24 protein-coding genes are annotated in these 23,032 nt (G+C 57.6%); 11 read left to right on the plus strand and 13 right to left on the minus strand.

Features of this window, described 5'->3' with window-relative positions:
• Positions 1-55 precede the first annotated feature (55 nt).
• Both F6Y09_RS17590 and F6Y09_RS17595 read left to right on the plus strand, forming a co-directional pair.
• Positions 56-412 (plus strand): thiol-disulfide oxidoreductase DCC family protein, encoded by a 357-nt coding sequence (locus tag F6Y09_RS17590; protein WP_246180583.1) that lies wholly within the window; start codon positions 56-58, stop codon positions 410-412.
• A gap of 39 nt (positions 413-451) precedes the next feature.
• Positions 452-1,306, plus strand: a complete 855-nt coding sequence (locus F6Y09_RS17595) for a DUF6279 family lipoprotein (RefSeq protein ID WP_152208240.1) — start codon at positions 452-454, stop codon at positions 1,304-1,306.
• Between the two features lie 3 nt (positions 1,307-1,309).
• Here the strand turns inward: F6Y09_RS17595 and fghA are convergent, their stop codons facing one another.
• The 3 genes from fghA to F6Y09_RS17610 form a co-directional block, all read right to left on the minus strand.
• Positions 1,310-2,167 carry an S-formylglutathione hydrolase gene (fghA, locus tag F6Y09_RS17600; protein WP_152208241.1) on the minus strand — a complete coding sequence of 286 codons (858 nt, stop codon included), beginning with the start codon at positions 2,165-2,167 and terminating at the stop codon, positions 1,310-1,312.
• A gap of 35 nt (positions 2,168-2,202) precedes the next feature.
• Positions 2,203-2,631, minus strand: coding sequence for a CBS domain-containing protein (locus F6Y09_RS17605; RefSeq protein WP_152208242.1), 429 nt, complete (start codon positions 2,629-2,631; stop codon positions 2,203-2,205).
• Positions 2,632-2,728: 97 nt separating this feature from the next.
• The gene (locus tag F6Y09_RS17610; RefSeq protein ID WP_152208243.1) at positions 2,729-3,643 is read right to left on the minus strand and encodes an alpha/beta fold hydrolase; all 915 of its coding nucleotides are present in this window, start codon (positions 3,641-3,643) and stop codon (positions 2,729-2,731) included.
• A 253-nt stretch (positions 3,644-3,896) separates the two neighbouring features.
• On the opposite strand from F6Y09_RS17610, the gene F6Y09_RS17615 reads away from it, so the two are divergent.
• A complete protein-coding gene (locus F6Y09_RS17615; protein WP_152208244.1) occupies positions 3,897-4,550 on the plus strand; it encodes a peroxiredoxin in 654 nt (217 codons plus the stop codon).
• 90 nt (positions 4,551-4,640) lie between these two features.
• On the opposite strand, the gene F6Y09_RS17620 is transcribed toward F6Y09_RS17615, so the two are convergent.
• The 3 genes from F6Y09_RS17620 to F6Y09_RS17630 form a co-directional block, all read right to left on the minus strand.
• Complete coding sequence (locus F6Y09_RS17620; RefSeq protein ID WP_152208245.1) at positions 4,641-5,420, minus strand: MetQ/NlpA family ABC transporter substrate-binding protein; 780 nt, start codon at positions 5,418-5,420, stop codon at positions 4,641-4,643.
• 62 nt (positions 5,421-5,482) lie between these two features.
• Positions 5,483-6,148 (minus strand): methionine ABC transporter permease, encoded by a 666-nt coding sequence (locus tag F6Y09_RS17625; protein ID WP_152208246.1) that lies wholly within the window; start codon positions 6,146-6,148, stop codon positions 5,483-5,485.
• On the minus strand, positions 6,148-7,155 hold the full coding sequence (locus tag F6Y09_RS17630) for a methionine ABC transporter ATP-binding protein (RefSeq protein ID WP_152208247.1): 1,008 nt from the start codon (positions 7,153-7,155) through the stop codon (positions 6,148-6,150). The genes F6Y09_RS17625 and F6Y09_RS17630 overlap by 1 nt, the downstream gene beginning before the upstream one ends.
• Before the next feature lie 221 nt (positions 7,156-7,376).
• Here F6Y09_RS17630 and F6Y09_RS17635 point away from each other — a divergent pair, with 221 nt between their 5' ends.
• The gene (locus F6Y09_RS17635) at positions 7,377-8,765 is read left to right on the plus strand and encodes an HDOD domain-containing protein (RefSeq protein ID WP_152208248.1); all 1,389 of its coding nucleotides are present in this window, start codon (positions 7,377-7,379) and stop codon (positions 8,763-8,765) included.
• 60 nt (positions 8,766-8,825) lie between these two features.
• On the opposite strand, the gene F6Y09_RS17640 is transcribed toward F6Y09_RS17635, so the two are convergent.
• Both F6Y09_RS17640 and F6Y09_RS17645 read right to left on the minus strand, forming a co-directional pair.
• Positions 8,826-9,521, minus strand: coding sequence for an anti-sigma factor (locus F6Y09_RS17640; protein ID WP_152208249.1), 696 nt, complete (start codon positions 9,519-9,521; stop codon positions 8,826-8,828).
• On the minus strand, positions 9,518-10,072 hold the full coding sequence (locus tag F6Y09_RS17645; protein WP_152208250.1) for a sigma-70 family RNA polymerase sigma factor: 555 nt from the start codon (positions 10,070-10,072) through the stop codon (positions 9,518-9,520). Before F6Y09_RS17645 ends, F6Y09_RS17640 begins: the two co-directional genes overlap by 4 nt.
• Positions 10,073-10,285: 213 nt before the next feature.
• Between F6Y09_RS17645 and F6Y09_RS17650 the strand changes: the two genes are divergently transcribed.
• The 4 genes from F6Y09_RS17650 to F6Y09_RS17665 are packed head-to-tail and all read left to right on the plus strand — an operon-like array spanning position 10,286 to position 14,345.
• The gene (locus tag F6Y09_RS17650; RefSeq protein WP_152208251.1) at positions 10,286-11,758 is read left to right on the plus strand and encodes a DUF4331 domain-containing protein; all 1,473 of its coding nucleotides are present in this window, start codon (positions 10,286-10,288) and stop codon (positions 11,756-11,758) included.
• 10 nt (positions 11,759-11,768) lie between these two features.
• Positions 11,769-12,017, plus strand: coding sequence for a hypothetical protein (locus F6Y09_RS17655; RefSeq protein ID WP_152208252.1), 249 nt, complete (start codon positions 11,769-11,771; stop codon positions 12,015-12,017).
• Positions 11,977-13,215, plus strand: a complete 1,239-nt coding sequence (locus F6Y09_RS17660; protein ID WP_246180584.1) for a tetratricopeptide repeat protein — start codon at positions 11,977-11,979, stop codon at positions 13,213-13,215. The genes F6Y09_RS17655 and F6Y09_RS17660 overlap by 41 nt, the downstream gene beginning before the upstream one ends.
• A complete protein-coding gene (locus tag F6Y09_RS17665; protein WP_152208253.1) occupies positions 13,212-14,345 on the plus strand; it encodes a HupE/UreJ family protein in 1,134 nt (377 codons plus the stop codon). Before F6Y09_RS17660 ends, F6Y09_RS17665 begins: the two co-directional genes overlap by 4 nt.
• Positions 14,346-14,547: 202 nt before the next feature.
• Here the strand turns inward: F6Y09_RS17665 and F6Y09_RS17670 are convergent, their stop codons facing one another.
• From F6Y09_RS17670 to F6Y09_RS17680, 3 genes are all read right to left on the minus strand, one after another.
• A complete protein-coding gene (locus tag F6Y09_RS17670; RefSeq protein WP_152208254.1) occupies positions 14,548-15,123 on the minus strand; it encodes a hypothetical protein in 576 nt (191 codons plus the stop codon).
• Between the two features lie 118 nt (positions 15,124-15,241).
• Positions 15,242-16,741 (minus strand): amidase, encoded by a 1,500-nt coding sequence (locus F6Y09_RS17675; protein WP_179959458.1) that lies wholly within the window; start codon positions 16,739-16,741, stop codon positions 15,242-15,244.
• Between the two features lie 93 nt (positions 16,742-16,834).
• Positions 16,835-17,386 carry a glutathione peroxidase gene (locus tag F6Y09_RS17680; RefSeq protein ID WP_152208256.1) on the minus strand — a complete coding sequence of 184 codons (552 nt, stop codon included), beginning with the start codon at positions 17,384-17,386 and terminating at the stop codon, positions 16,835-16,837.
• 68 nt (positions 17,387-17,454) lie between these two features.
• On the opposite strand from F6Y09_RS17680, the gene F6Y09_RS17685 reads away from it, so the two are divergent.
• Together F6Y09_RS17685 and F6Y09_RS17690 are read left to right on the plus strand one after the other, a co-directional pair.
• The gene (locus F6Y09_RS17685; RefSeq protein WP_246180585.1) at positions 17,455-18,552 is read left to right on the plus strand and encodes a lytic transglycosylase domain-containing protein; all 1,098 of its coding nucleotides are present in this window, start codon (positions 17,455-17,457) and stop codon (positions 18,550-18,552) included.
• Positions 18,553-18,600: 48 nt separating this feature from the next.
• Positions 18,601-19,356, plus strand: a complete 756-nt coding sequence (locus tag F6Y09_RS17690; protein WP_152208317.1) for a sulfite exporter TauE/SafE family protein — start codon at positions 18,601-18,603, stop codon at positions 19,354-19,356.
• Here F6Y09_RS17690 and F6Y09_RS17695 read toward each other — a convergent pair.
• Entirely contained in the window at positions 19,336-20,259 is a 924-nt protein-coding gene (locus F6Y09_RS17695) for a DMT family transporter (RefSeq protein ID WP_152208257.1), read from the minus strand. The genes F6Y09_RS17690 and F6Y09_RS17695 overlap by 21 nt on opposite strands.
• An 82-nt stretch (positions 20,260-20,341) precedes the next feature.
• On the opposite strand from F6Y09_RS17695, the gene F6Y09_RS17700 reads away from it, so the two are divergent.
• Positions 20,342-20,629: a ferritin family protein gene (locus F6Y09_RS17700; protein WP_152208258.1), complete on the plus strand. Its 288-nt coding sequence runs from the start codon at positions 20,342-20,344 to the stop codon at positions 20,627-20,629.
• A gap of 12 nt (positions 20,630-20,641) precedes the next feature.
• Here the strand turns inward: F6Y09_RS17700 and F6Y09_RS17705 are convergent, their stop codons facing one another.
• Entirely contained in the window at positions 20,642-23,005 is a 2,364-nt protein-coding gene (locus tag F6Y09_RS17705; RefSeq protein WP_246180587.1) for a diguanylate cyclase domain-containing protein, read from the minus strand.
• Between the last annotated feature and the right edge of the window lie 27 nt (positions 23,006-23,032).

Here is a 23,032-nt window from a genome sequence, read left to right on the forward strand (position 1 = left end):
AGCCGGAAGCGATTGCGCTACGTAATTACCGTACCCTGGTTCCTGGAGCGGTATTGTGGATACTCTGTTTTACGATGGTCGGTGCCCCCTTTGCAGTCGTGAGATTACTACCCTCAGACGACTGCAGGATGGCGGTCTGGGCTTTGCTGATATCCATGAACACGTGGAACTTGCAGCCGCCTTGCCGAGCCGTGAACTGTTATTGCGCCGTCTGCATCTGCGAGGCAAGGACGGCACCTGGATCGTCGGGCTTCGGGCGACTGTTCGCGCCTGGTCTCACACCCGTTACGGCTTCCTGTTTCGGCCGTTGTTGTGGCCAGGCCTGTTCTCCATTGCGACCACGGTTTACGAGCGTTGGGCGGACCACCGCTATGATAAGCGCTACGCCTGTGACGTTTGCAAGCCGGAATAACAGCACCCGTAATCCTGCCAGTCTCGAAGGAGAGTCTCAGTGCGCCGCAGTCATGTCACCATTATCCTGATAACTGTCTTGGCTTTGCTGACGTCGGCCTGCAGCTCGACCCGCATGGCGTATCGCTATGCGGACTGGGGCATCGTCTGGTGGGTGGAAGACTTTATAACCCTGACCGACAGCCAGAAGGCCGAGCTCAGCCAGTCGATTGATACCTATCGGCAGTGGCATTGCAGCGCCGAGTTACCCCGTTACGCCGACTGGCTGGGTAGCCTGGAAGCGGATATCAGCAACCCGCCCCTTGAGGCTCAGGATGTAGCCCGCAGACAATCCGAACTGTTGCTGGCGCTGGACCGCATGCTGGTCGAGGCCGTCCCCATCGCCACGGCACTGCTCGCGACGCTGTCCGACGAGCAGATTGATGAATTATCCCGCAACATGGCCGCCAATCAGGCTGAAAAGGAAGCAGAGTTTCTTGATCCTGACCCGGCTGTCGCGCTGCAGCAGCGGGAACAGCGAATTCTCGAGCGCGCAGAGCGTTGGCTGGGCTCCCTGAACGAAGAGCAGAAGGCCACCATTGCAGCCTGGAACCGGGCCCGGGGTGACCAGACCGACATCTGGCTTGAAGGCCGGGCACGATGGCAGCAGGCACTGCTAGCCGTATTACAGGAGCGTCAAAGCGAAACATTCGGTTCTGCCATGGAACGGCTGATCCGTGACAGTGCCGAAGTTCGCGGCGAGCGCTATGAGGCCATGATTACCCAGAGCCGTCCCGCTCTCGCCAGCCTGATGAGTAATCTGGTCACTCAGTCAAAGCCCCAACAGCGCAGCCACCTGACCACCGAACTGGCAGAGCTGCGGCGGGACTTCGAGGCGCTGACCTGTGAAGGTTGAGCGCTAAAGCAAACCCAACGCTTCTGCGTGATGATCCAGATGATCATCAATAAACGAGGCAATAAAAAAGTAGCTGTGATCATAACCCCGGTGCATCCGCAACCGGATCGGGTGGTGGACCCGCTCACAGGCATCAGCCAACGCTTCCGGATTGAGCTGCTCCGGCAAGAATTCATCCGCCGTGCCTTGATCAATCAACAGCTTCAGTCGCTCCGGAGCATCCGGGATCAGCAACGTCGCATCCCATTCCGCCCACTCCTCCCGGTTAGCCCCGAGATAACCCGAGAATGCCTTTTCACCCCAGGGACATGCCGTCGGATTACATATCGGAGCAAACGCCGACACCGAGCGATAACGGCCCGGATTTTTCAGTGCACACACCAGCGCACCATGACCACCCATGGAGTGACCGCTGATCACCCGCTGGTCCGATACCGGTAATGCCTGTTCCACCAACGCTGGCAACTCGCTGACGACATAATCGTACATGCGGTAATGCTTTGCCCAGGGCTCCTGGGTGGCGTTGATATAAAACCCGGCGCCGCTGCCGAAGTCGTAGCTATCGTGCTCTCCGGGCAGGTCGGTACCCCTCGGGCTGGTATCCGGGCACACAATTGCCATCCCGAGCTCGGCTGCGCGGCGATGAGCCCCGGCCTTCTGCATGAAATTCTGGTCATTGCAGGTCAACCCGGACAACCAGTACAACACCGGTACTTTCCCCGGCATTTTACCCGAGTCAGCAGCAACCGCTTGCGGTGGCAGATAGACCGCAAATTCCATATCACAACCCAGCACAGACGAGGAGTGACGGTAACGGCGGTGCTCGCCGTTAAAGCTTATGTTGGTGGATAGTAATTCCATAAAAACCCCAAAAGTTGTGGTTCGGTCGCGGGTTGCTATTCGGCTCTGGCAAACTTCGGCAGGGTAATACCACAACCGACGCGGGCCAATTCCGCAAGAATAGCGCTACGGGTCACAATGCCAATCAGACGACCATGGTCAGTCACCGGGTAAACCTTTGGTTTGCCATGGCCCAGATTCTGTGCCACATCCACCAGCGCCATGTCCGCGCTGATCGTTATCGGCTCGTTGAACATCACATCGTCAACAACCGGTTCGCCCTCACAATGGTAATTACTCACCAGCAAGGCATGGATACAATCCTGCTCCGACACAAACCCCAGAACCTGCCGCTGGGCGTCAACCACCGGCAAACCCGTTACATGATTTTCCAGAAGAGCCTTCACCACCCTGGTCAAGGGTGTGCCACAGCGAATCGGCTCTATATGGTTCCACATCACATCACCGACCTTGATCGAGCGCATGGTTAACCTCCTCCTGTCAGACAACACTCTCTATAACAATAGGCAATGGGGACGGAAACTGGAAATACAAAACCCGCAATGCTGATTTGAGCCTGACTTAACCGTTACTGATAACCTCCAGACTCATGCCCGCAAAATCCTGCAGCAGGGGTTCCGGCAAATCGTGCCCCATACCCTCAACCATTTCCAGGCGGGCATGAGGTAAGAGATATTTCAGCTGCTCTGCCGCCACCGGCCGCACCAGAGGGTCGGCTTTGCCATGGATAATCAGCGTCGGCACGCGAATGCGGCGGGTCATGGAAGACAGGCTACCAGCTGCCATTATGGCGCGGGTCTGCCGGAGAATGCCGGCCGGGTGATAGCTGCGACGAAAATCCCGTGTAATCCGCGCTCTTACATCGTCTTCACGGGGCGGAAAACCGGGGCTTTGAATAGCTCTCCAGAATTCCAGCGAGCGGGCCACTACAGCGGTTTCGTCATGGCCTTTGACACCAACCCCAGCCAGTTTCCAGATCAGCTTCGGTTGCGGTAACGGTAACCGGGGGCTGTTGGTGGACGTCATTATCAGGGTCAGACTGCGCACCCGCTCTGGCCATTGAGCCGCCACGATCTGGCTGATCATGCCCCCCATAGACACCCCCACAAGATGTGCCCTGGCAAGTCCCATGGCGTCCATCAGGCCAACCACATCAGCCGCCATATCCCGTAGCGAGTAAGGTGCGGCTACCTCAAGCCCGAACCGATGGCGCGCCATCACCGACACAGGATGCCCGGTAAGGCGGTCCTTCAAATGGGTCGACAAACCTATGTCCCGGTTATCAAACCGGATTACCTGGTAACCGGCGGCCACATAGGCCTCCAGCAGCGCCTCCGGCCACAGGGTCAGCTGAGCAGCGAGCCCCATCACAAAGATCACCGGCTCGCCTTCCGGATTGCCCCGGCTCTCGACACATAAGGAAAGACCGTTAGCCTCTATACACTGCTCCAGCGGTACGCTCGATATCTTGCTCATTATCTGCCATAACTGTTGACTGTTTTTCCAGCTTAACGGATTTAACCGGGTTTCCAATCACTCTTAAGGGGTCATTTTTCCAGCGGCCGGGCCACAGAGCGACATAAACTTAGCGCAAAATGTTGTATTAAAAGCCGGTAAAGCCCTTGGTTTTTGGCCCACCGGGCACTATTTAATTCTTTAGTCAGATTGAATTGCTGAAAACAATGCTGGCTAATCAATGGTTAGCCTTTCCCGAAGAGGAGGATCGAATATGAGTCTACGTCTAGGCGATACCGCACCGGATTTCGAACAGGATTCCAGTGAAGGCAAAATCAGGTTCCATGAATGGCTGGGCGATAGCTGGGGGGTTCTGTTCTCTCATCCGGCCGACTTCACCCCGGTTTGCACCACGGAGCTGGGTCTGACCGCAAAACTGAAAGACGAATTTGCCAAGCGCGATGTCAAAGCCATTGCCCTGAGTGTGGATCCCGTGGATTCCCACCACGAGTGGATCAAGGACATCAACGAGACACAGGACTGCGTCGTCAACTTCCCGATTATTGCAGACCAGGACCGCTCGGTGTCCGAACTCTACGACATGATCCACCCGAATGCCGACGACAGTCTGACCGTGCGCTCACTGTTTGTGATTGATCCGAACAAAAAGGTTCGGCTGATGATCACCTATCCGGCCAGTACCGGGCGTAACTTCAACGAGATCCTGCGGGTTATCGACTCCCTGCAACTGACCGAGCACCACAAAGTGGCCACACCGGGCAACTGGGAACGGGGTGATGATGTCGTGATTGTGCCATCCCTGCAGGACGAGGATGAAATCAAACAACGGTTCCCGAAAGGCTACAAGGCAGTGAAACCGTACCTTCGCATGACCCCCGATCCGAAAGTGAACTGGGGTGGCGAATAAGCCTTAGCTTTCCCGCCTGATAAAAAAACCGGCCAATGAAAATTGACCGGTTTTTTATTGCCTGCTTGTTCAGAACGCAGACCTGCCTATTCAGAACGCCGGTACAACGGCGCCTTTGTAGTTTTCCTCGATATAGCCCCTGACCGCGTCAGACGTTAACGCAGCTGCCAGCTTTTGCATCGCCTCAGAATCCTTGTTGTCTTCACGGGAAACCAGAATGTTCACGTACGGTGAATCGGATCCTTCGATGATCAGGGCATCTTCGTTCGGGTTCAGGCCTGCTTCCAACGCGTAGTTGGTATTGATCATGGCCAGCTCGACCTGGTCGAGAATGCGCGGCAGGGTAGCGGCTTCAAGTTCGTAAAATTCCAGGTTTTTCGGATTCTCGGCGATATCCCGCGGTGTCGCCGTGATCTTGCTGCTGTCTTTCAGTTTGATCAACCCGGCTTTTTGCAGCAGCAATAACGCACGGCCGCCATTGGTCGGATCGTTAGGGATTGCAACAGTGTCACCATCCTTCAGGTCATCCAGCGATTCGATCTTGCTGGAGTAGGCCCCGAATGGCTCAACGTGCACACCCACCACGCTCACCAGGCTGGTACCGCGGCCGTCATTGAACTCGGTCAGGTACGGCTGATGCTGAAAGAAGTTGGCGTCCATTCCGAACTGGCTCACCTGCACATTTGGCTGCACGTAATCGGTGAACACCTTGATCTCCAGGTCCACACCCTGCTCTTTGAGGTCAGGCTTGATGAATTCCAGAATCTCGGCGTGGGGAACCGCTGTCGCGGCAATACTGAGCTTGTCAGCGGCCTGAACAGAAAACGCGGCAAACAATGCCAGCGCGGCCAGAAGTCTTGTCGATTTCATAGCAAACCTCGTCGTTGTGTTTAAAAAAGTTATGTTGGAGCGTGGTAGTCAGATTGTGCCGGTCAGCGCCGGCTGAAATAAAGCACCAGGCGGTCACCTGCCATCTGCAGCAGCTGAACAAAAATTACCAGAAGCGCTACTGTAATCACCATCACGTCGGTCTGGAATCGTTGATAACCGAAGCGAATGGCCAAGTCGCCGAGACCGCCCCCGCCGACAACCCCGGACATGGCCGCGTAAGAAACCAGCGTGATGGCCGTTACGGTTATGCCCGCAATGATGCCGGGCAGCGCCTCCGGCAGCAGGGCACCGGTGATGACCTGGCGCACCGAAGCGCCCATGGCCTGGGTTGCCTCGATAATCCCCCGGTCCACCTCACGCAATGAGGTCTCCACGAGTCGGGCAAAAAATGGTGCGCCACCGGCCACCAGAGGCGGTATCGCACCGGCGACGCCCAACGAGGTACCGATAATCATCACCGTCACCGGAATCATCACGATCAGCAGAATGATAAACGGGACCGACCGCAGGATATTCACCACAAACGACAGCACCGCGTAAGCCACCGGCTGCTCCAGCAACTGGCGTTTGCCGGTCAGGAACAGCAACACCCCGACCGGCAACCCGATCAACACGCTGAATAACAAGGACACGCCCACCATAATCAGGGTGTCCCAGCTTGCCCAGCCGATTTCAGTCCAGTCTACGTTGGTCAGCATTTGTTCCATCAGCGCACCACCTCCACGTGAACATCCGCCGCTTCCAGGGTTTGCATGGCGAGATCCAGGTCTCCCCCGACCAATGACAGGGTGAGCTGGCCATAGGGCGTCTCTTTGATGTGGTCAATTCGCCCGGACAGGATGCTGAAATCGACACCCGACTCACGGGCAACCTGGCCCAGCAAAGGTTTATAGGTCGCTTCACCGCGAAAGGTCAACCGCAAGATCCGGCCCTGGGCGCGGCCGAGATCCTGCTGCAGCTCTTTCTGGTCGATGTGCTCACTCTCCAGCACGAACTCCCGCGTGGTGGGGTGTTGCGGATGCAGGAACACATCGGTTACCGGGCCGATTTCCACCACCTTGCCGGCATCCATCACCGCGACCCGGTCGCAGACCCGACGGACCACATCCATCTCGTGGGTAATCAATACAATGGTCAGACCCAGCTCGCGGTTAATATCCCCCAGAAGACGCAACACCGATTGGGTGGTCTGGGGGTCCAGAGCACTGGTGGCCTCGTCACAGAGCAGAATGGTCGGGCGACAGGCAAGGGCGCGGGCAATACCGACCCGTTGCTTCTGACCGCCGGATAATTGCGAGGGGTACTTGCGGGCCTGGTCTGCCAGGCCTACCCGCACCAGCAGCTCTTCCACCCGCGTGCTGATCTCACTGCGAGAGTAAATTCCGGCCAGCCGCATGGGGAATGCGATGTTGTCCGACACGGTCTTGGAAGACAGCAGGTTAAAGTGCTGGAAGATCATACCGACCTTGCGACGGAATGCCCGAAGTTCGTTGGCATCGTAGCCGGTCACATCCTCGCCATCAATCAGCACCCGCCCCCCGGTGGGGCGTTCCAACAGATTGATCAAACGGACCAGCGTCGATTTGCCCGCCCCGGAATGGCCGACAATACCGAAAACTTCACCGGCCTCGATGGCCATACTGGTCGGATGTAATGCGGGGATCGCCCGGCCTCCGACCTGGAAGGATTTCTGAACCTGATCAAATTCAATCACGAAGCAACCTTGTGAGTGCAGCGTTTATGGGTAGCAACCAAGAAGAGCGCGCTAGTATAGCCCATTCAGCGGGTGAACCCGAGTGTGCGGTTTTGTAACCACTCACCGGAACTGCTAACGGTGTCTCAGCGGATACGCTACGATTATTACAACCTGGTAATTCTAATAATAAGAGGCTTCAGAGTTCATTGGTCACCTCCACAACACCGCAGCCCCCACGGATGAGTTCGACTCAGGCCTGGGTCAACTATCTGAGCAAGGTCGAACTGCCGGTACTTGCCAACACCCTGCGCCGCATCAATGAGCTGACTGACAGCACCAGCAGCACTGTTAACCAGCTTGCTGCTGTTATTCTCAATGATGCCCAGCTTACCTCCCAGGTGTTGCGGCTCTCCAATACCGTGTTCTATAACCAGACCCGTACCCAGGTTGGCACCGTGAGCCGGGCCATTACGCTGATCGGCTTTGATGCGGTTAAATCCATGGCTATCTCGTCGCTGATTGTGGACGCGTTACTGGCACGCAGCGACCGTTCCCAGTTGCTGCAATGTCTGGCAAGGGCGCTTCATGCCGCTGTTCAGGCCCGCTGTCTGTTGCCCAAAAGAAACGAACAGGCACTGGAGGAAGTCTTTATTGGCGCCTTATTGATGAACATCGGTGAGCTGGCTTTCTGGTCCTGTGATACCCAGCAGGCTGATGAACTGGAAGCACGGCTACAGCGCAATGACCCGTACGTCGAGTCACAGAAAAAAGTGCTACGCACCACGTTCGCGGAGATCACCCGGGAGCTTGTCGAAGCCTGGTCTCTGGGGCCGTTCATCAAGGATGTAGTGGCGGCTGGTCAGCCCAACTCCAAAGCCGCCAGCCTGGTACGACACAGTGTTGAACTGGCCCGGTTGTCGGAAAAAGGCTGGCGTGGCGCGGAAATGGACCGGGTATTGGATGCCTTGGCCGAAGAAGTCGGTGAATCCACGGCTACTGTGCGGGATCAGGTGCGGATAAACGCCCTGGAAGCTTCCAAAATTGCCAACTCCCTGGGTATCCCCCAGGTCGGCGCACTGCTACCCGACGGCAGTAAATCAACCAGGTCGCAAACACCAGGCGTCCCACCTACGGATCCAGTTCTGGAACTTCAGATACTGCGGGAACTCAGCCACAGTCTGACCAACAAACCGGACATCAATGAAGTCTGTCAGCTCGTCATCGATGGTATTCAAAAGGCCGTAGGCATGAAGCGCATTGCTTTGCTGATGGTAGACCGCAGTGGCAACAAATTGATCCCCCGCAAGGTCGCCGGCCCGGACACTGATCCCTGGAGGGAAGCCTATGTGGTGTCCCGGGACGGCACCGGCGAACTGGGAGTGCTACTACCGCAAAAGGTATGCGGCATCTATCACCCCGCCCGCCAGACAGTGACGCCCGGGTTCGACCCCTGGCTATGCCAGGTGCCTGCCCTGATCGGCCCGTTGCTGGCTAACGGGCGGCTGGTGGGCATGTTTTACGCTGACAACGCCGATATCCACGCCGTGCCCGATGCCGGTCAACTGACCTCGTTCAGTCATTTTGTCCAGCATGCACAGTTGTGCATTACGCTGCTATCCAGTCATTAAAAGAACGCCGGGGCCTGTAACCTGGCGTCTTTCGGGGGGCCCCAACCCCTTTCCCAGGGCTTAAAGGTCGTACAGCCTGGTGACATGGAGAATCGGCCCCGTGGGCGCACCCGTCGTTGAACCACCTTTCGGCTCCAGACTGATCGCCAGGGTTCGGCTCTTCTCCAGCGCTGCGCGAACGGACTCATTGAGTTCAATCTGCAACACGTCATCCCCGACCGGAATCACGCCCAGGGACATCGGCTGGCCCTCCGCCGGAACTACCCAAAGCTCGTAATCCCGGTCCGGTTGCGCCGCCTCGGCAGCCACCGGCCTGAGGCGCAACCGGTTGGCATCGCCCACCTCACTTACCAACCAGAGCGGGTCTTTAACGTCCTCCTGGACGATAGCACCAAACAACAGTGGATAGCGCTCCGGCTCCGGCTGATTTACCAACAGTACCGCCATGAACATTGCTGCAGCCGTTGCCAACAAACCCAAGCTCGGCCACAGCCAGCCCAACCCGGACGTTGATGTGGCGGATGTCTGCTCAGGCCAAAGGCGCCTCTCGATAGCATTCCAGACCCGTTTTGGGGGCTCTTTTGGAGGCACTAGCTCGCCCAGTTCACCGAGTTTCTGCTCCCAGAACCAGACCTCCTGACGCACCCGGTATGATTCCATCATCCAGCGTTCAAAACGCTTCCGGGCAAGCCCTTTCAGGGAACCCAGTACGTATTCGGCGGCCAGGCTTTCAATGCGTTCAGGTGTTTTTTTCATCGTTCAAGACACCTTTTCAACACCTGTAAGCCACGCCGGATCCAACTTTTTACGGTACCCACCGGCGTACTCAGCGCAGTCGACAGCTCGTCATGGGTAAATCCGCGATAGTAGGACAGCAAGATACTGTCCCGCTGTACCGGACTCAGTTCATCCAGGCAGCCGGTCAGGGCCGCTGAGCCGTCCCTTTGCAAAGACGCCTCCAAAGGACCACCCCGTTCGTCCGCCAGCGTACTCAGCGCATCATCTCCGGCGGTCTGTCGTACCTTGCGGGCCCGGATCAGATCCAGTGTTCGATAACGAGCAATGGTCATCATCCAGCTCATGGGCGAACCCCGGTCGCTGTGGTACTCACTGGCGTGGTGCCAGATTCGGATAAAGGCGTCCTGCAACGCTTCTTCCGCCAGTTCGTGCTGGCCCGCAAGCCGCTGGCAGAGGCCAAACATCCGGCCCGACACCTGTTCGTAAAGGCGCTGGAACGCCTTCCGGTCCTGACGCGCTACGCCACCCAGCAGAGCCATTAGCTCATCCTGCGTTGAGTCCTCAACCATGAAGTCTATCCCTACTCGTGCTGGTTATTGGTTTTTCGGTGATTTGCTATGGGTACGTCGCTATAGGTACGTCCCGCTCCGACCGGGAGATGCGGAAAAAAATTCAATATTTTTTTGTTGCCGAGTGCATCTTTTGTGAGCTCTCGCTCGCTCACAGGTTGGAGCAATCATTAATTCTCCCGAATCACCCTAACACTAGATGAGGAATAAGGAATGAACACTCTCGTAAAACGCTCCGGCCTCGCCATCGCGATTGCCGGCATGTGTCTCTCTAGCGCTGTCAGCCAGGCTTCAAGCCACCGGGAAGCGCCGTTTATCACGGAAATTCCCAAAGTGGACGGCACCGATTTCTACATGTTTCGCAGCTACGAACCTGGCCGCGAAGACTTTGTCACCCTGATCGCCAACTACCTGCCTTTGCAGGATGCCTATGGCGGACCCAATTATTTTGATCTGGATGCGGATGCCATTTACGAAATCCACATCGACAATAACGGCGATGCCACCGAAGACCTGACTTTCCAGTTCAACTTCAGTGACATGCTGAACGACATTCAGCTAGCGGTTGGGCCGGAGGGTGATCAGAAAATGATCTCGGTTCCGCTCAAGAACATCGGCGATGCCTCCGATGCCGCCAATGTCCAGTTCAGCCAGGAATATACCGTAGCGGTTATCAGTGGAGACCGCCGCAGTGGTACCCGCCAGGTCGCTACCAACGCCACTACTGGCATGGAGAACTTCAGCAAGCCACTCGACAACATTGGCGGCAAGTCCTTCGCCGATTACGGCAGCTATGCTGATGGCTTCATCTACGATATTGCCATTCCCGGCTGCGGCACGAAAGGACGTGTGTTTGTTGGTCAGCGCAAAGAAGCTTTTGCCGTCAACCTGGGGGAAATCTTCGATCTGGTCAACACCAACCCGTTGGGCGCCCGCGATGGTGAGGGCCCGGGCGATCTGGCCGACAAGAATGTCACCTCCTTTGCGCTTGAAGTACCTGCGGCCTGCTTGACCGGCTCAGCACAAACAGCCTCCGGTGACCCGGTAATCGGCGCCTGGACCACCGCCAGCGTACGCCAGGCACGGGTGATTAACCCCGCCCCGATGGCTAACGGCAAGGGCGCAACCATAGAAGGCGGTGCCTATGCGCAGGTTTCCCGTCTTGGCATGCCGCTGGTCAACGAAGTGGTTATTGGCCTGAAGGATAAAGATGCCTTCAACGCCAGTGAGCCCTCTGGAGATGGGCGGTTCATCGACTATGTCACCCACCCGACGCTGCCGGAATTGCTGGAAATCCTGTTTGGTGCCGCCGGTGCTGTAGCCCCAGACAATTTCCCACGGACCGACCTCGTGACCGCCTTCCTGACCGGCGTACCGAACGTTAACAGCCCGGTAGGCGTGACCGCATCGGAAATGCTGCGTCTTAATCCCGCGATTCCTGCAACCGCCGCCGCAAGCCAGAATGACCTGGGCGTACTGGGTGGCGACAACGCCGGCTTCCCGAACGGCCGTCGTCCGATCGATGACGTTGTGGATTCAGCATTGCGGGTCGTGATGGGTGCACTGACTACCAATGCCCCGAACAGGGACACCCCGTTTACCGATGGTGTTCAGCTTGACCCAACCGAGCTGAAGGAGGTTTTCCCATACCTGCCAACCCCCATCGCCGGCTCACCCAACTCGTAAGGAGTGACTTATGAAACTCATTGTGAAGTTAACCGGAGTGGCCCTTACCGGGCTGGCCCTGGCGGGATGTTTCAACGGTAGTAGTGGTAGCAGCAGCCGGGACGGCGCACCCGATCTGGTTCAGACGCAGAACTTCACGCAGTTCGTGAAGGACGAGATCAACAACACCGCTGATACCCGCGAGGCGGTCAACATCAATGATCTGGAGTTCAGCTTCAATGATCAGAACAATGAACAGGCCTTTGACGATCTGTTCTGATGCGTGTGAGCGTGCCCGTCAGGTTATGTCCGTTCTCCGGCTGACGGTTATTCACCCTGCCCTTCGGGGCGGGGTTTTTTCGGGGGTACTGGCTTTTACCGTGGCCACCCCGGCGCTCAGTGCACCAGCACCGATAAACAGTGAATTCTCCGATGATCAGGTTCTGCTGACGCTACCGGACTTGTCAGCCACTCAACCGTCAGACATCCGCACCGCAGAGCAGCTTGCGGCTCAGGTCAAAACTCACCTGCAGCAGGCCCGTAGTGACGGCGACCCCCGTTTTCTTGGTTATGCCCAACGGCTCCTACAAGACTGGCCTGCAGAACGCATGACGGACCGCCTGCGGGTATTGCGGGCGACGCTTTGGCAAAGCCTGCATCGCTTTGATGATGCCCGGGCCGACCTGAATCTGGTGTTGGCGAGCGATGGTGATTCACGGAATCAGATTCAGGCACTGCTGACCCTGGCCAATCTGGAGATTGTCCAGGGCCGGTACGAAAGCGCCCTGGCAGCCTGCAGCCTACTGGAAAAGCTCTATCCCGGCCTTATCGCTGCGAGCTGTCAGGCCCAGGTACTGGCTCGCACCGGACAGGCTGGCGCCGCCTATAAAGATCTGAAGTCACTCGCACAACAAGACCAGTACCGGAACAATATAACGGCAATGTTATGGGTCGAAGGCACGCTGGCCGACATTGCCGCCCAGCTCGGTCAGCCAGAAGCGGAACGACACTGGCGCAAGGTGCTCGCACTGGACCCCAATGATCTATACAGCCGGACCCAACTGGCGGACTGGCTGATTCAGGCCGAACGCTATAACCAGGCAATAGCTCTGACCGAAGGTTACAACGACGTCGATTCACTCGCCGTGCTCAGAGCCATCGCACTGCAGGTGACCGGATCTGAACAGGCAAAAGACCTGGTTGAAACCCTGCACGAGCGCTTCAGCGAAGCCCGTTGGCGAGGCAACCTGCTACACCAGCGCGATTACGCCCGTTTCCTGCTTGATCTCAAGCAACAACCGGACGAGGCCCTGAAGTACGCCCGGGGAAACTGGCAAGACCAACGCGAGCCGATGGATACACGGCTACTGCTACGAACCGCCAACGCCAGTGGCGACGCAGATGTTGCAAACTCCACCAACGAATGGCTAGCCACTATCAACCAGCGCGATGCCCGCTATCCGGAGGTCAGGCCATGAAACACACCCTGCAGTGGTCCCTACTTATCATTTTGGCTTTTGGCAGTGCCACAGTGGCGGCTCACAAAGCCAGCGACAGTTTTATCTACCTGGACCAGAGTAACCCGGAAGCCACCACTCTGCGTATGGATCTGGCGCTGCGGGATGTCGCGCTGGTACTGCCTCTGGATAGCAATAACGACCTGCAGATTACCGGCGCCGAAGTCCGGGCCGCCCGGCCTGAAATCACCGGTCTTGTGGCCGGCGGGGTGACTCTCTCCAGCAGTCAGGGCCTATGTGCCCTCATCGGTCAGCAGTGGGGCCTTTCACGTCACAGCGACGGTGCCTACGCTGCGGCCAGTTACGGGGTCCAATGCCCAAATGGTGCCAGGCCGACCGGGTTGGATTACGACCTGTTGTTCGACGTTGACCCACTACACCGGAGTCTGGTCCAGTGGACAACAGCGGAGGGTGAATCACTGGCCGTGCTCGGGCCGGACAGCAACCGCCTTGACCTCGATGCCGGGCAACCCTCCGCGCTCACCACCTTCGGGACGTTCCTTTACGAAGGCATAGTCCATCTGCTGATCGGCCTTGATCACATCCTGTTCTTGCTGGTGCTGATATTGCCAGCCACTTTCATTCGCCAACAACAGCGCAAGCATTCCCCATCCGCGCGCACTGTTCCGTTTGCAGCACGGCTGCTGGAGCTGGCTGGTATCGTTACGGCGTTTACAGTGGCGCACACCATCACTCTCGCTCTGGCAGCTCTTGATGTCGTCAGATTACCAATCGCATGGGTTGAGATGGTAATTGCGCTGTCCATTGTGGTTGCGGCACTGAACGTGATCTGGCCGATACTGGGTAACAAAACCTGGAAGCTGGCTTTCGGGTTCGGGCTGATTCACGGGTTTGGTTTTGCCAATGTTCTGGGCGACCTGACCAGCGGCGTATCACAGACCGTCACCGCTCTTGCTGGGTTTAATATCGGTGTAGAGGTGGGTCAGTTGGGATTGCTGGTAATTTTCTTCCCGCTGTTGTACTGGCTTGGCCGCTACCGGTTATACGCTCGCGCCGCCGTGCCCGCGACGATAATGGCAGTGTCCTGCATCAGCCTGTTCTGGGTGGTCGAACGCGCCGGCACACTATAAAACCAGGAGCGGTTTCAACCGAGACAAAGGTCGCAGACATTTCGCGACTGAAGTCGCTCCTACGGGGAAATGCCACAGCCAACAAACCCGGAGGTGTTGTGCCCGCTTGGTAGGAGCGGTTTCAACCGCGAAAAGGCCAATCGCCAGTGGGATTCAGGGAGGCAAAAAAAAAGGGGGGGTGACTCGTCACCCCCCATTCAGTTCAGTGCAGTGCTCGCAGCTGCCTGGGGTAGAGCGCCGCGCTTACTTCGGGCTCTTCCAGCATATCCGCCAGCTCGCGATCGATTTCGGTTTCCTCGCCTTCATCCGGCAGCGGGTCGAACAAGGTGTTCAGCCAGGCCGCTATTGAAGGGGTTTCCGCCCGGTCATACTCCGTGGACAGGGCCCGTATTCGCTTGAAGCCAATAATACGCTGGTGTCTTGGGTCCCGGATTTGCTCAAAGCCACGCCAGTAAATGCGATCACGGGTGTGGAGCTGGACAAACAGGGTATCTATGGGGTCAGAAGGTTTGTCCGACGTACCGTCTTCCTTTTTCTCCCGGACAGTGGTCCAGGCGGGATAAAGTACCGCAACGGCGTCGGCCTCCACATGCTCACGGGCGGCACGCAGAATCAACGCCCAGCGGGCCTTGTCAGCATCGGTTTCCAGAGAGTTGATAGGGAGGTCATAGCTTTGATCATTGGAGAGAACGATTGCCATCATCGGGGCATCAAGCTCACCCATGGCCTCAGCCTGTGCTACAGAGATCAGTTCGTCGATTGCCATCGGTTGGTTCATAATTCAAACTCCTCCTCGATGCCACATCATGGACGGTCAGAAAGTGATGACCACTACCTACAGTAACAGCATAGCCTGTTCTCGTTGTAAAGATAAACGTGCAGTGTGTGTTATCGGATCACAATGCGTATCGGTAATGCCGTTCGGTGCGCTCGTAATGGGCGAACCAGGGCTTGGCCTCCTCCAGTTGCGCCGCCAACTGCAACAGCGTGGTCTCATCGCCGTGGGGCGCACCGAACTGTACACCAACCGGTAAGCCTTCGGCGGTCCAGTATAGCGGCACCGACATGGCAGGCGTGCCGGTCAGGTTAGCCAGTTGGGTAAACGGCGTACGGGCCAGGTTTTCCATCGCCATCTCATCCACTTGCCCACTTTTATGCACCAGCCGCCCGGCCTTGAGCAACAACATCAGTTTGGACGCCAAACGCAGGTAGGCAGGGGTTTCCAGCTCCCCGATACGAGCTGGCAGCTGGCCAGTGGTGGGGCAAAGGTACAGGTCATAGGATTCGAAAAAAAGGCCCAGCGCACGGCTGAACTCGTTCCAGCGCTGATGCAGACGCACATACTCTGGCAGCGGCAGGGTCTTGCCCAGCATGCCAAGCAGGCGGGTTTCGAGCTCGAAATCGGCGTCCTTGGCTCCGAAGTCGACGCGAGCCTTCGCCATAAGTGCAGACACCTCGCCAAAATAAAGGCCGAGATAACATTTCGCCAACGCCATGCCATCAAATTCCGGCTTGGCGATTTCGACATCGTGGCCCAGGTTTTCCAGCATAAAAGCGGTCGATTCGACGCCTTCGATGCACGCCGGGTCAACCTTTGTGCCAAAGGGCGAGGCCGTGAACAGGCCGATCCGCAGCCGGCGGGGTATTTCCTGCACCAGATCAGTATAACGCCCGGACGGTTGCGGGATATTGAACGGGTCACCCGAGGTCGGGCCAGCCAGAACGTCAAGCATCGCGGCGCTGTCGCGTACTGTGCGGGTCACCACATGGTCTGACGACGCCCCAAGCCAATGTTCAGCTTCCTGAGGCCCGGCAGATATCCGTCCTCGCGAAGGCTTCAAGCCGAACAGGCCACAATAAGCTGCCGGTATTCGAATGGAGCCACCGCCATCGTTAGCCCCGGCCATCGGCACAATGCCCGCAGCCACAGCAGCACCGGAGCCGCCACTTGAGCCACCAGGCGTCAGATCGGTGTTCCAGGGGTTGCGGGTCGGCCCCCATAGCGCCGATTCCGTGACCGCCTTCAGGCCGAATTCCGGCGTTGCCGTACGGCCGAGGAACACCAGGCCGCCGTTACGGCTACGCCGGACATATTCCGAATCCTGCCCCGGTACGTTGTTCCACAGCGCCCGGCTGCCATAGGTGCAAGCGAAACCGGCCTGTTCCTGGTACAGGTCTTTCAACAGGAAGGGCACTCCGCCAAGCGGCGCGCCCACCGGAACACGCTGGTTGAACGCTTCTGAAAACTGGGGCTGACAGATCGCGTTCAAGCCCGGATTGGCCACAGCGGCACGCTCAGTGGCGGCTTCACACACCTCTTGAGCCGTGATTTCCTTGCGACGGATCAGATCTGCCAGGGCTACGGCATCAAAACGCAGGTATTCCGATTCCTTCATGGTAGTTTCCAGCTATGGCGGCATGTCAACGGCGGCTGTCAGCATACCGCAACGCAACGACCGGTGAACCTTTATGCGCCGATCAACCGCCCGCTACAATACCGATTCAATCTTCTCCGTCATCGCTGCATCGCCGGGTCTGACATGGCTGGGGAAATGCCATACCCGTCCGCTGGCCGTGTCGATCAGGTACTTGTTGAAGTTCCACTGGGGCTCACTACCGCTGAGTTCCGCCAGCTTGCGGAACAAGGGGTGGGCAGTGTCGCCGCGGACACTCTGGGGCGACGTCATTTTGAAGGTCACGCCATAATCAACGAAACAAACTTCGGCGGTTTTTTCTTCGGTACTGGCTTCCTGACGGAAATCATTGGAGGGCACTCCGACCACGGCCAGGCCCTGGCCTGAATAAGTCTTGTGAAGCAATTCCAGGCCACGGAACTGGCCTGAGAAGCCACAGAAACTGGCGGTGTTGACTACCAGAATCGGTTTATCACCGTAGGACTCACAGATGTTGAAGGTATCGCTGGACCGCAGCTCATGGAACTCATGATTGAGCCAGTCCGGGCAAGCTGCTTGCGCGATACCTGAGGCAACCAGGCTGGCAATCAAAAGCACACCACAAAGAAAAAGCCGACCAGCACTCATAGACGCCCCTCCTACTAATCTATACGCTCTCAAGACTAGACCGGATTTACCCTCAGGAACAGCCTTATATGAAGACACTGGTCATCGGAGGCCTGTTGGTGCTGCTACTTTGTGCCGCCACGCCCGGGCACACCACAGAGCACCCCCGCGAGGACTGGAAAACCATCGTGCGGGATTCACCCTACTGGGTGAGCCAGGGCGTCTACGACAATATTACGACCATCCGGCGCTGGGTGCTGACAGAGTCCGGTTATTGCTCTGATCAGGACCGACATATCCTCTACGATATCCGGGGCCGTTTTATCGGTTACATGGATGACGGCGATACTCGTGAGGCCACCCAGGCGGAGCTCAACCGTACCCGTCAAACCCTGGCCGGGCGTGGACAGGTGGACGCCTGGGCAAAAGGCGACAAAGGCGAGACCGGCTATCCGTTTGCCCTCGCCTGTCGTCAGCCCCATGTTAATCTCACCGAATCGGTTGCGCGCTATCTCGGTACCATACCGTCGGAACTGATCTGGGGCACCTGGGACGACCTGGTGATTGGCACCGCAGTAACGCCCGTATCACTCCATGAAAGCCTCGCCCTGGTATACACCAAACGGCTTGAGCAGCAGCGCCTCAACCTGCCACCCGAACTGCACCGTTATCTCGCGGGCCAGTTGCTGGTAGAAAGCGGCGGCCAGCAACGTGCTCACTCCGCCGCCGGGGCCAAAGGGATCCTGCAATTGTCGCCTTCGGCCCTGAGTGATTGCGGCATCGCTCCCCGGGCCCACTGGCACCGTCTGGCCCAGATTGACTGCGCCCTGAAACTGATGAGCCAGAATGCCCGGAACCTGCGACCGGCCTTTGACGAGCGCTTTGGCCATCTGCCTGAGAGCAAGCGCAACCGGTTATTCACGCTGTTGCTTATCCAGGCTTACCATGGCGGTGTCGGACGCGTGAACGCGCTGCTGACCGACGAGGAGCTCGCGCGCCCGGCGGCGTATTTTGCCGAGAACCAGGCCACTTTCACGTCCGGGGATATCGCCTTCGGCCTGATTTTCCACAATCTCGGACGTAACCGGCTGGGCCTGGCTTCGCTGTATTACGTCGCCGATGTTCAGCTTGCCACGGAAGCTCTGTGCAACTCCGCCCGCTTGCGGGAAACCGATTTCTGCCAGTAACGCCGATTTCACTCTGAGGATAGCTTCGCTGTGGATCTTGCCGTTCTGATGCCCGACACGTTGCCCGCTGGCGTGGTGCTGCTGTTATTGGCGTGCTCAGTTATGACCTCGATGATAACCGCAAGCCTGGGTGCCGGTGGGGGCGTCCTGCTGCTGGTGCTGATGGCATTCTGGGTGCCGGCAGCGGCGATCATCCCGGTACACGGCTTGATACAACTGGGGTCCAACAGCGGGCGCGTCGCCATGACCTGGCGCCACATCGATTGGCACGTGATTGCAGCATTTGCGCCCGGCGTGCTGGTTGGCGCGACGTTGGGGGCCTGGTTGCTGGTCGATCTGCCAACCTACCTCTGGCAACTGACCATCGGGATCTTTGTACTCTACCTGTGCTGGGGCCCGGCCTTGCCCAAACTGGCGTTTGGCCCGGCGGGCATTTTCTGCGCCTCCGCTCTGACCAGTTTTGTCAGCCTGTTTGTGGGCGCAAGCGGCCCCCTGGTCGCCGCCTTCATCAAGCAGATACACACCGACCGCCATACCACGGTCGCCACGTTTGCCACCGCAATGACGCTTCAGCACGCGCCCAAGGCGTTAATTTTCGGCGTTGCGGGCTTTGTGTTCAAAGAGTGGATCGGATTTGTCACCGCCATGATCGCCTGCGGCTTTCTCGGCACCTGGATCGGCCTGAGACTACTGACAACCCTCAGCAACCGGCATTTCCACCAGGCATTCACCGTACTTCTGACCTTGCTCGCCGCGCGACTGCTCTGGCAGGCTGCCTTGGCCTCAGGGTTGTGGGCCAGCTAACAGACTGTTACGGCGTCGCTGCCGAAGGGCTTCGAACGCCCCGTTCATTGCCAGAGCCGCGAGGATAATGCCGCCACCCACAAAACTCAGGGGGGGCGGCACTTCCGCCAGAAACGCCCAGACCAGAAAGGTACCGATAACGGTCTCCAGCAACAGCAGCAGGCTCACCTCCGCAGCCGGCAGGTAGCGAGGGCCGGTCTGGATCAGGATGGTCGCTGACGGCAAGAAGCCGAGACACAACAGCGTGATAAAGCCCATGTCAGGCCACCCCGGCCACTGCGCACCACCCAGGGCGGCTGCGACCAGCGTGGTCAGCAAGGCGCCGAGCACCAGCATCACACTCATATCCACGGTAGACCGGGACCTCGCCACCGCGAGGTTGGAAGCTAATCCAAACGCCGCCAAACCGGCCATCACCAGGCCCAGGGGTTCGCCTTTACCCATTTCACCCAGCGCCATCAGGGTAGCGCCACCCACACAAACACCAATCAGCAACCAGGTGCGAAGTGGCAAACGTTCCCGCCAGAACGCCCAGGCCAGAAGTGCCGCGATCACGGGCGCGGTGTTGAGGATAACCAGCACATTGCCGGCTGCGGTGTATTTGATACCGGTAACAAACCCGACGGTGCTCAAAAAGAAGGCAAATGCACAGTACAGTCCGGCCCAGCCCCCTTTCACCATCAGCCCCGGCAGGTCACGACCATAGCGCAGAGTGTTGATCACGGTAAAACCGAAGGCCAGCAACAGGCCCCGCCAGAACAGGAACACCAGCGGCGACACTTCCGTCACCTTGACCAACAGCGAATCCGGAGACAACAGCAACACGCCCAGGCCAGCAATCAGAAAGCCCTTTAGACGCAACGAACGCCGGCGACGTTCGCCGTCGTCTGAAACCTTGTTCATGTTGGATTATCCAAACTGGAATCCCTGCTATCCTGCTTGCTTGTCATCCAATGCCCTTGTTATTTTCAGGAGAACCCATCCCATGGCCAGCGACAACCTGCACGCACCACGCGAACGACTGTCAACCGAAACCCTGAACCTGCACCACTGTATCGTATCCATAATGGAAGAACTCGAAGCGGTGGACTGGTACCGTCAGCGGGCCGATGACTGCGATGATGAGGCACTGAAGAAGATTCTGCTGCACAATATGCGTGAAGAAATGGAACACGCGGCAATGTGTCTGGAATGGATGCGCCGCAACAGCAAGGAGTTTGACGGCCACCTGCGGGAATTCCTGTTCACCGAAGACGAGATTGCCGACCACTAGTGCCCGGTCTGACTAAGGGACTTCAGCCAAAAGTGCTGGCACCGTAACCACCGAGTTCCGGCCCTGTGCCTTGGCGGCATAACAGCCTTCATCCGCCCGCGCCAATGCTTCGCGCGGGCCGGTGTCACCGGCTGACAACTCGGTCAAACCTATACTTGCGGTGACCCCATAAGACTCACCTTTCTCATTATCGATCCGCAGGCTCTCCACTGACACTCGGATACGTTCGGCCAGCTCTTGCGCCCGGGCGAGACCGCAGGCGGGCAGAATAATCCCGAATTCGTCTCCTCCGAGCCGGGCCGCGAAATCCGACTGCCGGACAGCGTCGGTAAGACATCCCGCCAGCCGACGCAAAAGCTCGTCCCCAAGCAGATGACCACCCTGATCGTTGACTGGTTTGAAATGGTCCAGGTCGATCAGCACCAGCACACTTGGCCGCGCCAGATTTTTTGCTTCCATCAGCCACTTGGCCAGGATGTCGTTAAATCCACGACGGTTGAGCAGACCCGTCAGGGTGTCATGGGTCGCTTCCCAGGACAGCTTCTCTTCCTGCATCCGGCGCTCCCGGTCATCCCTTAGTACAAAAACCAGGCGCTCGTTGCGCGTGTCACGCCCGAGCCGCAACATGGTCAGCTCTACATCAAGCAGCTGATTACGGGTATTGCGCATGACGGCATCAAGACTTTCGATTTCCTCTTCGGCTAAAAACTGGTCAATAGCCCAGCTCTTGCCTTGCACCTCAACGGTGAACAGATCAAACAGTGACTGCCCAATGCAATCACCCACCACCCCCAGAAAGCTACAGGCAACCCAGTTGGCGTAGCAAATCTGGCCCCGGTTATCCGTCAGCAGCACGCCCTCCTGTAAAGCCCCGAGAATGCTCTCAGCACGGCTCTGCTCCGCCTGAAGTTGTTCCTCGATCGCTCGTTCGTGGGTAATGTCGTGAACAATGGAAATAGTACCGAGGGTCTTATCCGGTGTCTGTATAGAAGAGGTCATGGTGTCCACCCAGATCAACCGGCCCGACAGATCGTCAGATATCCGGAACTGACCCCGGTAGATACGCCCCTGGTGAAGGGCGTCCCGCCAGGCCACAGAAACGCTGGCCCGGTCATCCTCATACACACCCACCATCAGATGCTGGCGCTGCAGCTGTGGCATACTCTGGCCGATGATAGCCTCGAAGGCCGGGTTAACAAACTCAATCCGGCCGAGTACATCAGTCTGTACGATTCCCACAGGCGCACTCTGGGAAAGTGCCCGGAAAAAAGCCTCACGCTCAACCAGGGACGCCATGGCTCGCTCCCGTTCTTCCATAACCAGATTGAAAGCTTCAGCCACCTCGCGAATCTCGCTACCCCCGGTGACCTCGACAGGCAGGGTGCGGGAGCCCAGATGACGTTCATTGATTTGCGTATCCAGATCCCTTAATGGTCGAAGCAACTTCCGGAAACACCAGAACGCCAATGGCGCCAACAGGACGATAACCGCAAGAGTGACCCAGAGCAGGAGACGGGTAAGCCGGTTAACCGAGGCAAACGCTTCCTGCAGCGGCCACACCGCCATTACAAACCAGGGCGCCTGGCTCATTTGTTGCACCGAGACCAGCGCCTGCACCCCCTGACTGGTTACCGTAAACCGCGTACCCTCAAAACCGGTTACTGCCTGCTGCAACGCCTCATTGAACTCCGACACCGGTTGCATTACCTCCGTCGAGCGGGGGTGAGCCAGGGTAATCCCGGAGCGGGTTGCAATATCGATGTAACCGGAACCCTCCAGGGGATTATCAATAATTCGACCCATAAACTTATCGCTACCCAGAGCAATAGATCCGCCTATTACACCGATAAAGCGCCCTTTATGATCAAACACCGGCGCTGTCATCATCACCGTAGGCTCGGCGCCGGGGAAGGACATAAAAGGTTCCGATATCAAAGGGGTCAATTGCAGACTGGTTTGTCTGAAAAAACTGCGATCACCGGCATCATAGCCGATCTGCATGGCATCAAAAGGAAAATGGCTCAACACCAGCCCCTGATGGTCGAACAGATAGATATCGTTGAACAGGTGATGAAGTGCGACCTGACGTTCTACCAGCAACTGCGCGCGCTGCTCGAAGGTAATCTGCTCCAGGGTGAGCGATTTTGCAACATTGGAGAGGACCAGAAATCGTTCTGATATTTTCTGGTCAACCTCAAGGGCGACCATACTCGCGATAGTCTTGACCTGTGCCTGTGCCTGAGCTTCCAGCTCTTGCCTGCTGACCTGGACACTGACCATCGTCATGATAACGGCGGTCAGAATCGTCAAGACAACCACGAGCAGCACCGCCCTGTTGGCTAGGCTGTCGAACCACCGGGTAATGGTCTTTCGCAAAATATCTCCGGATTTTCAATGCTGAGC

The organism is Marinobacter changyiensis (genome assembly GCF_009193265.1).
Lineage (GTDB): Bacteria > Pseudomonadota > Gammaproteobacteria > Pseudomonadales > Oleiphilaceae > Marinobacter > Marinobacter changyiensis.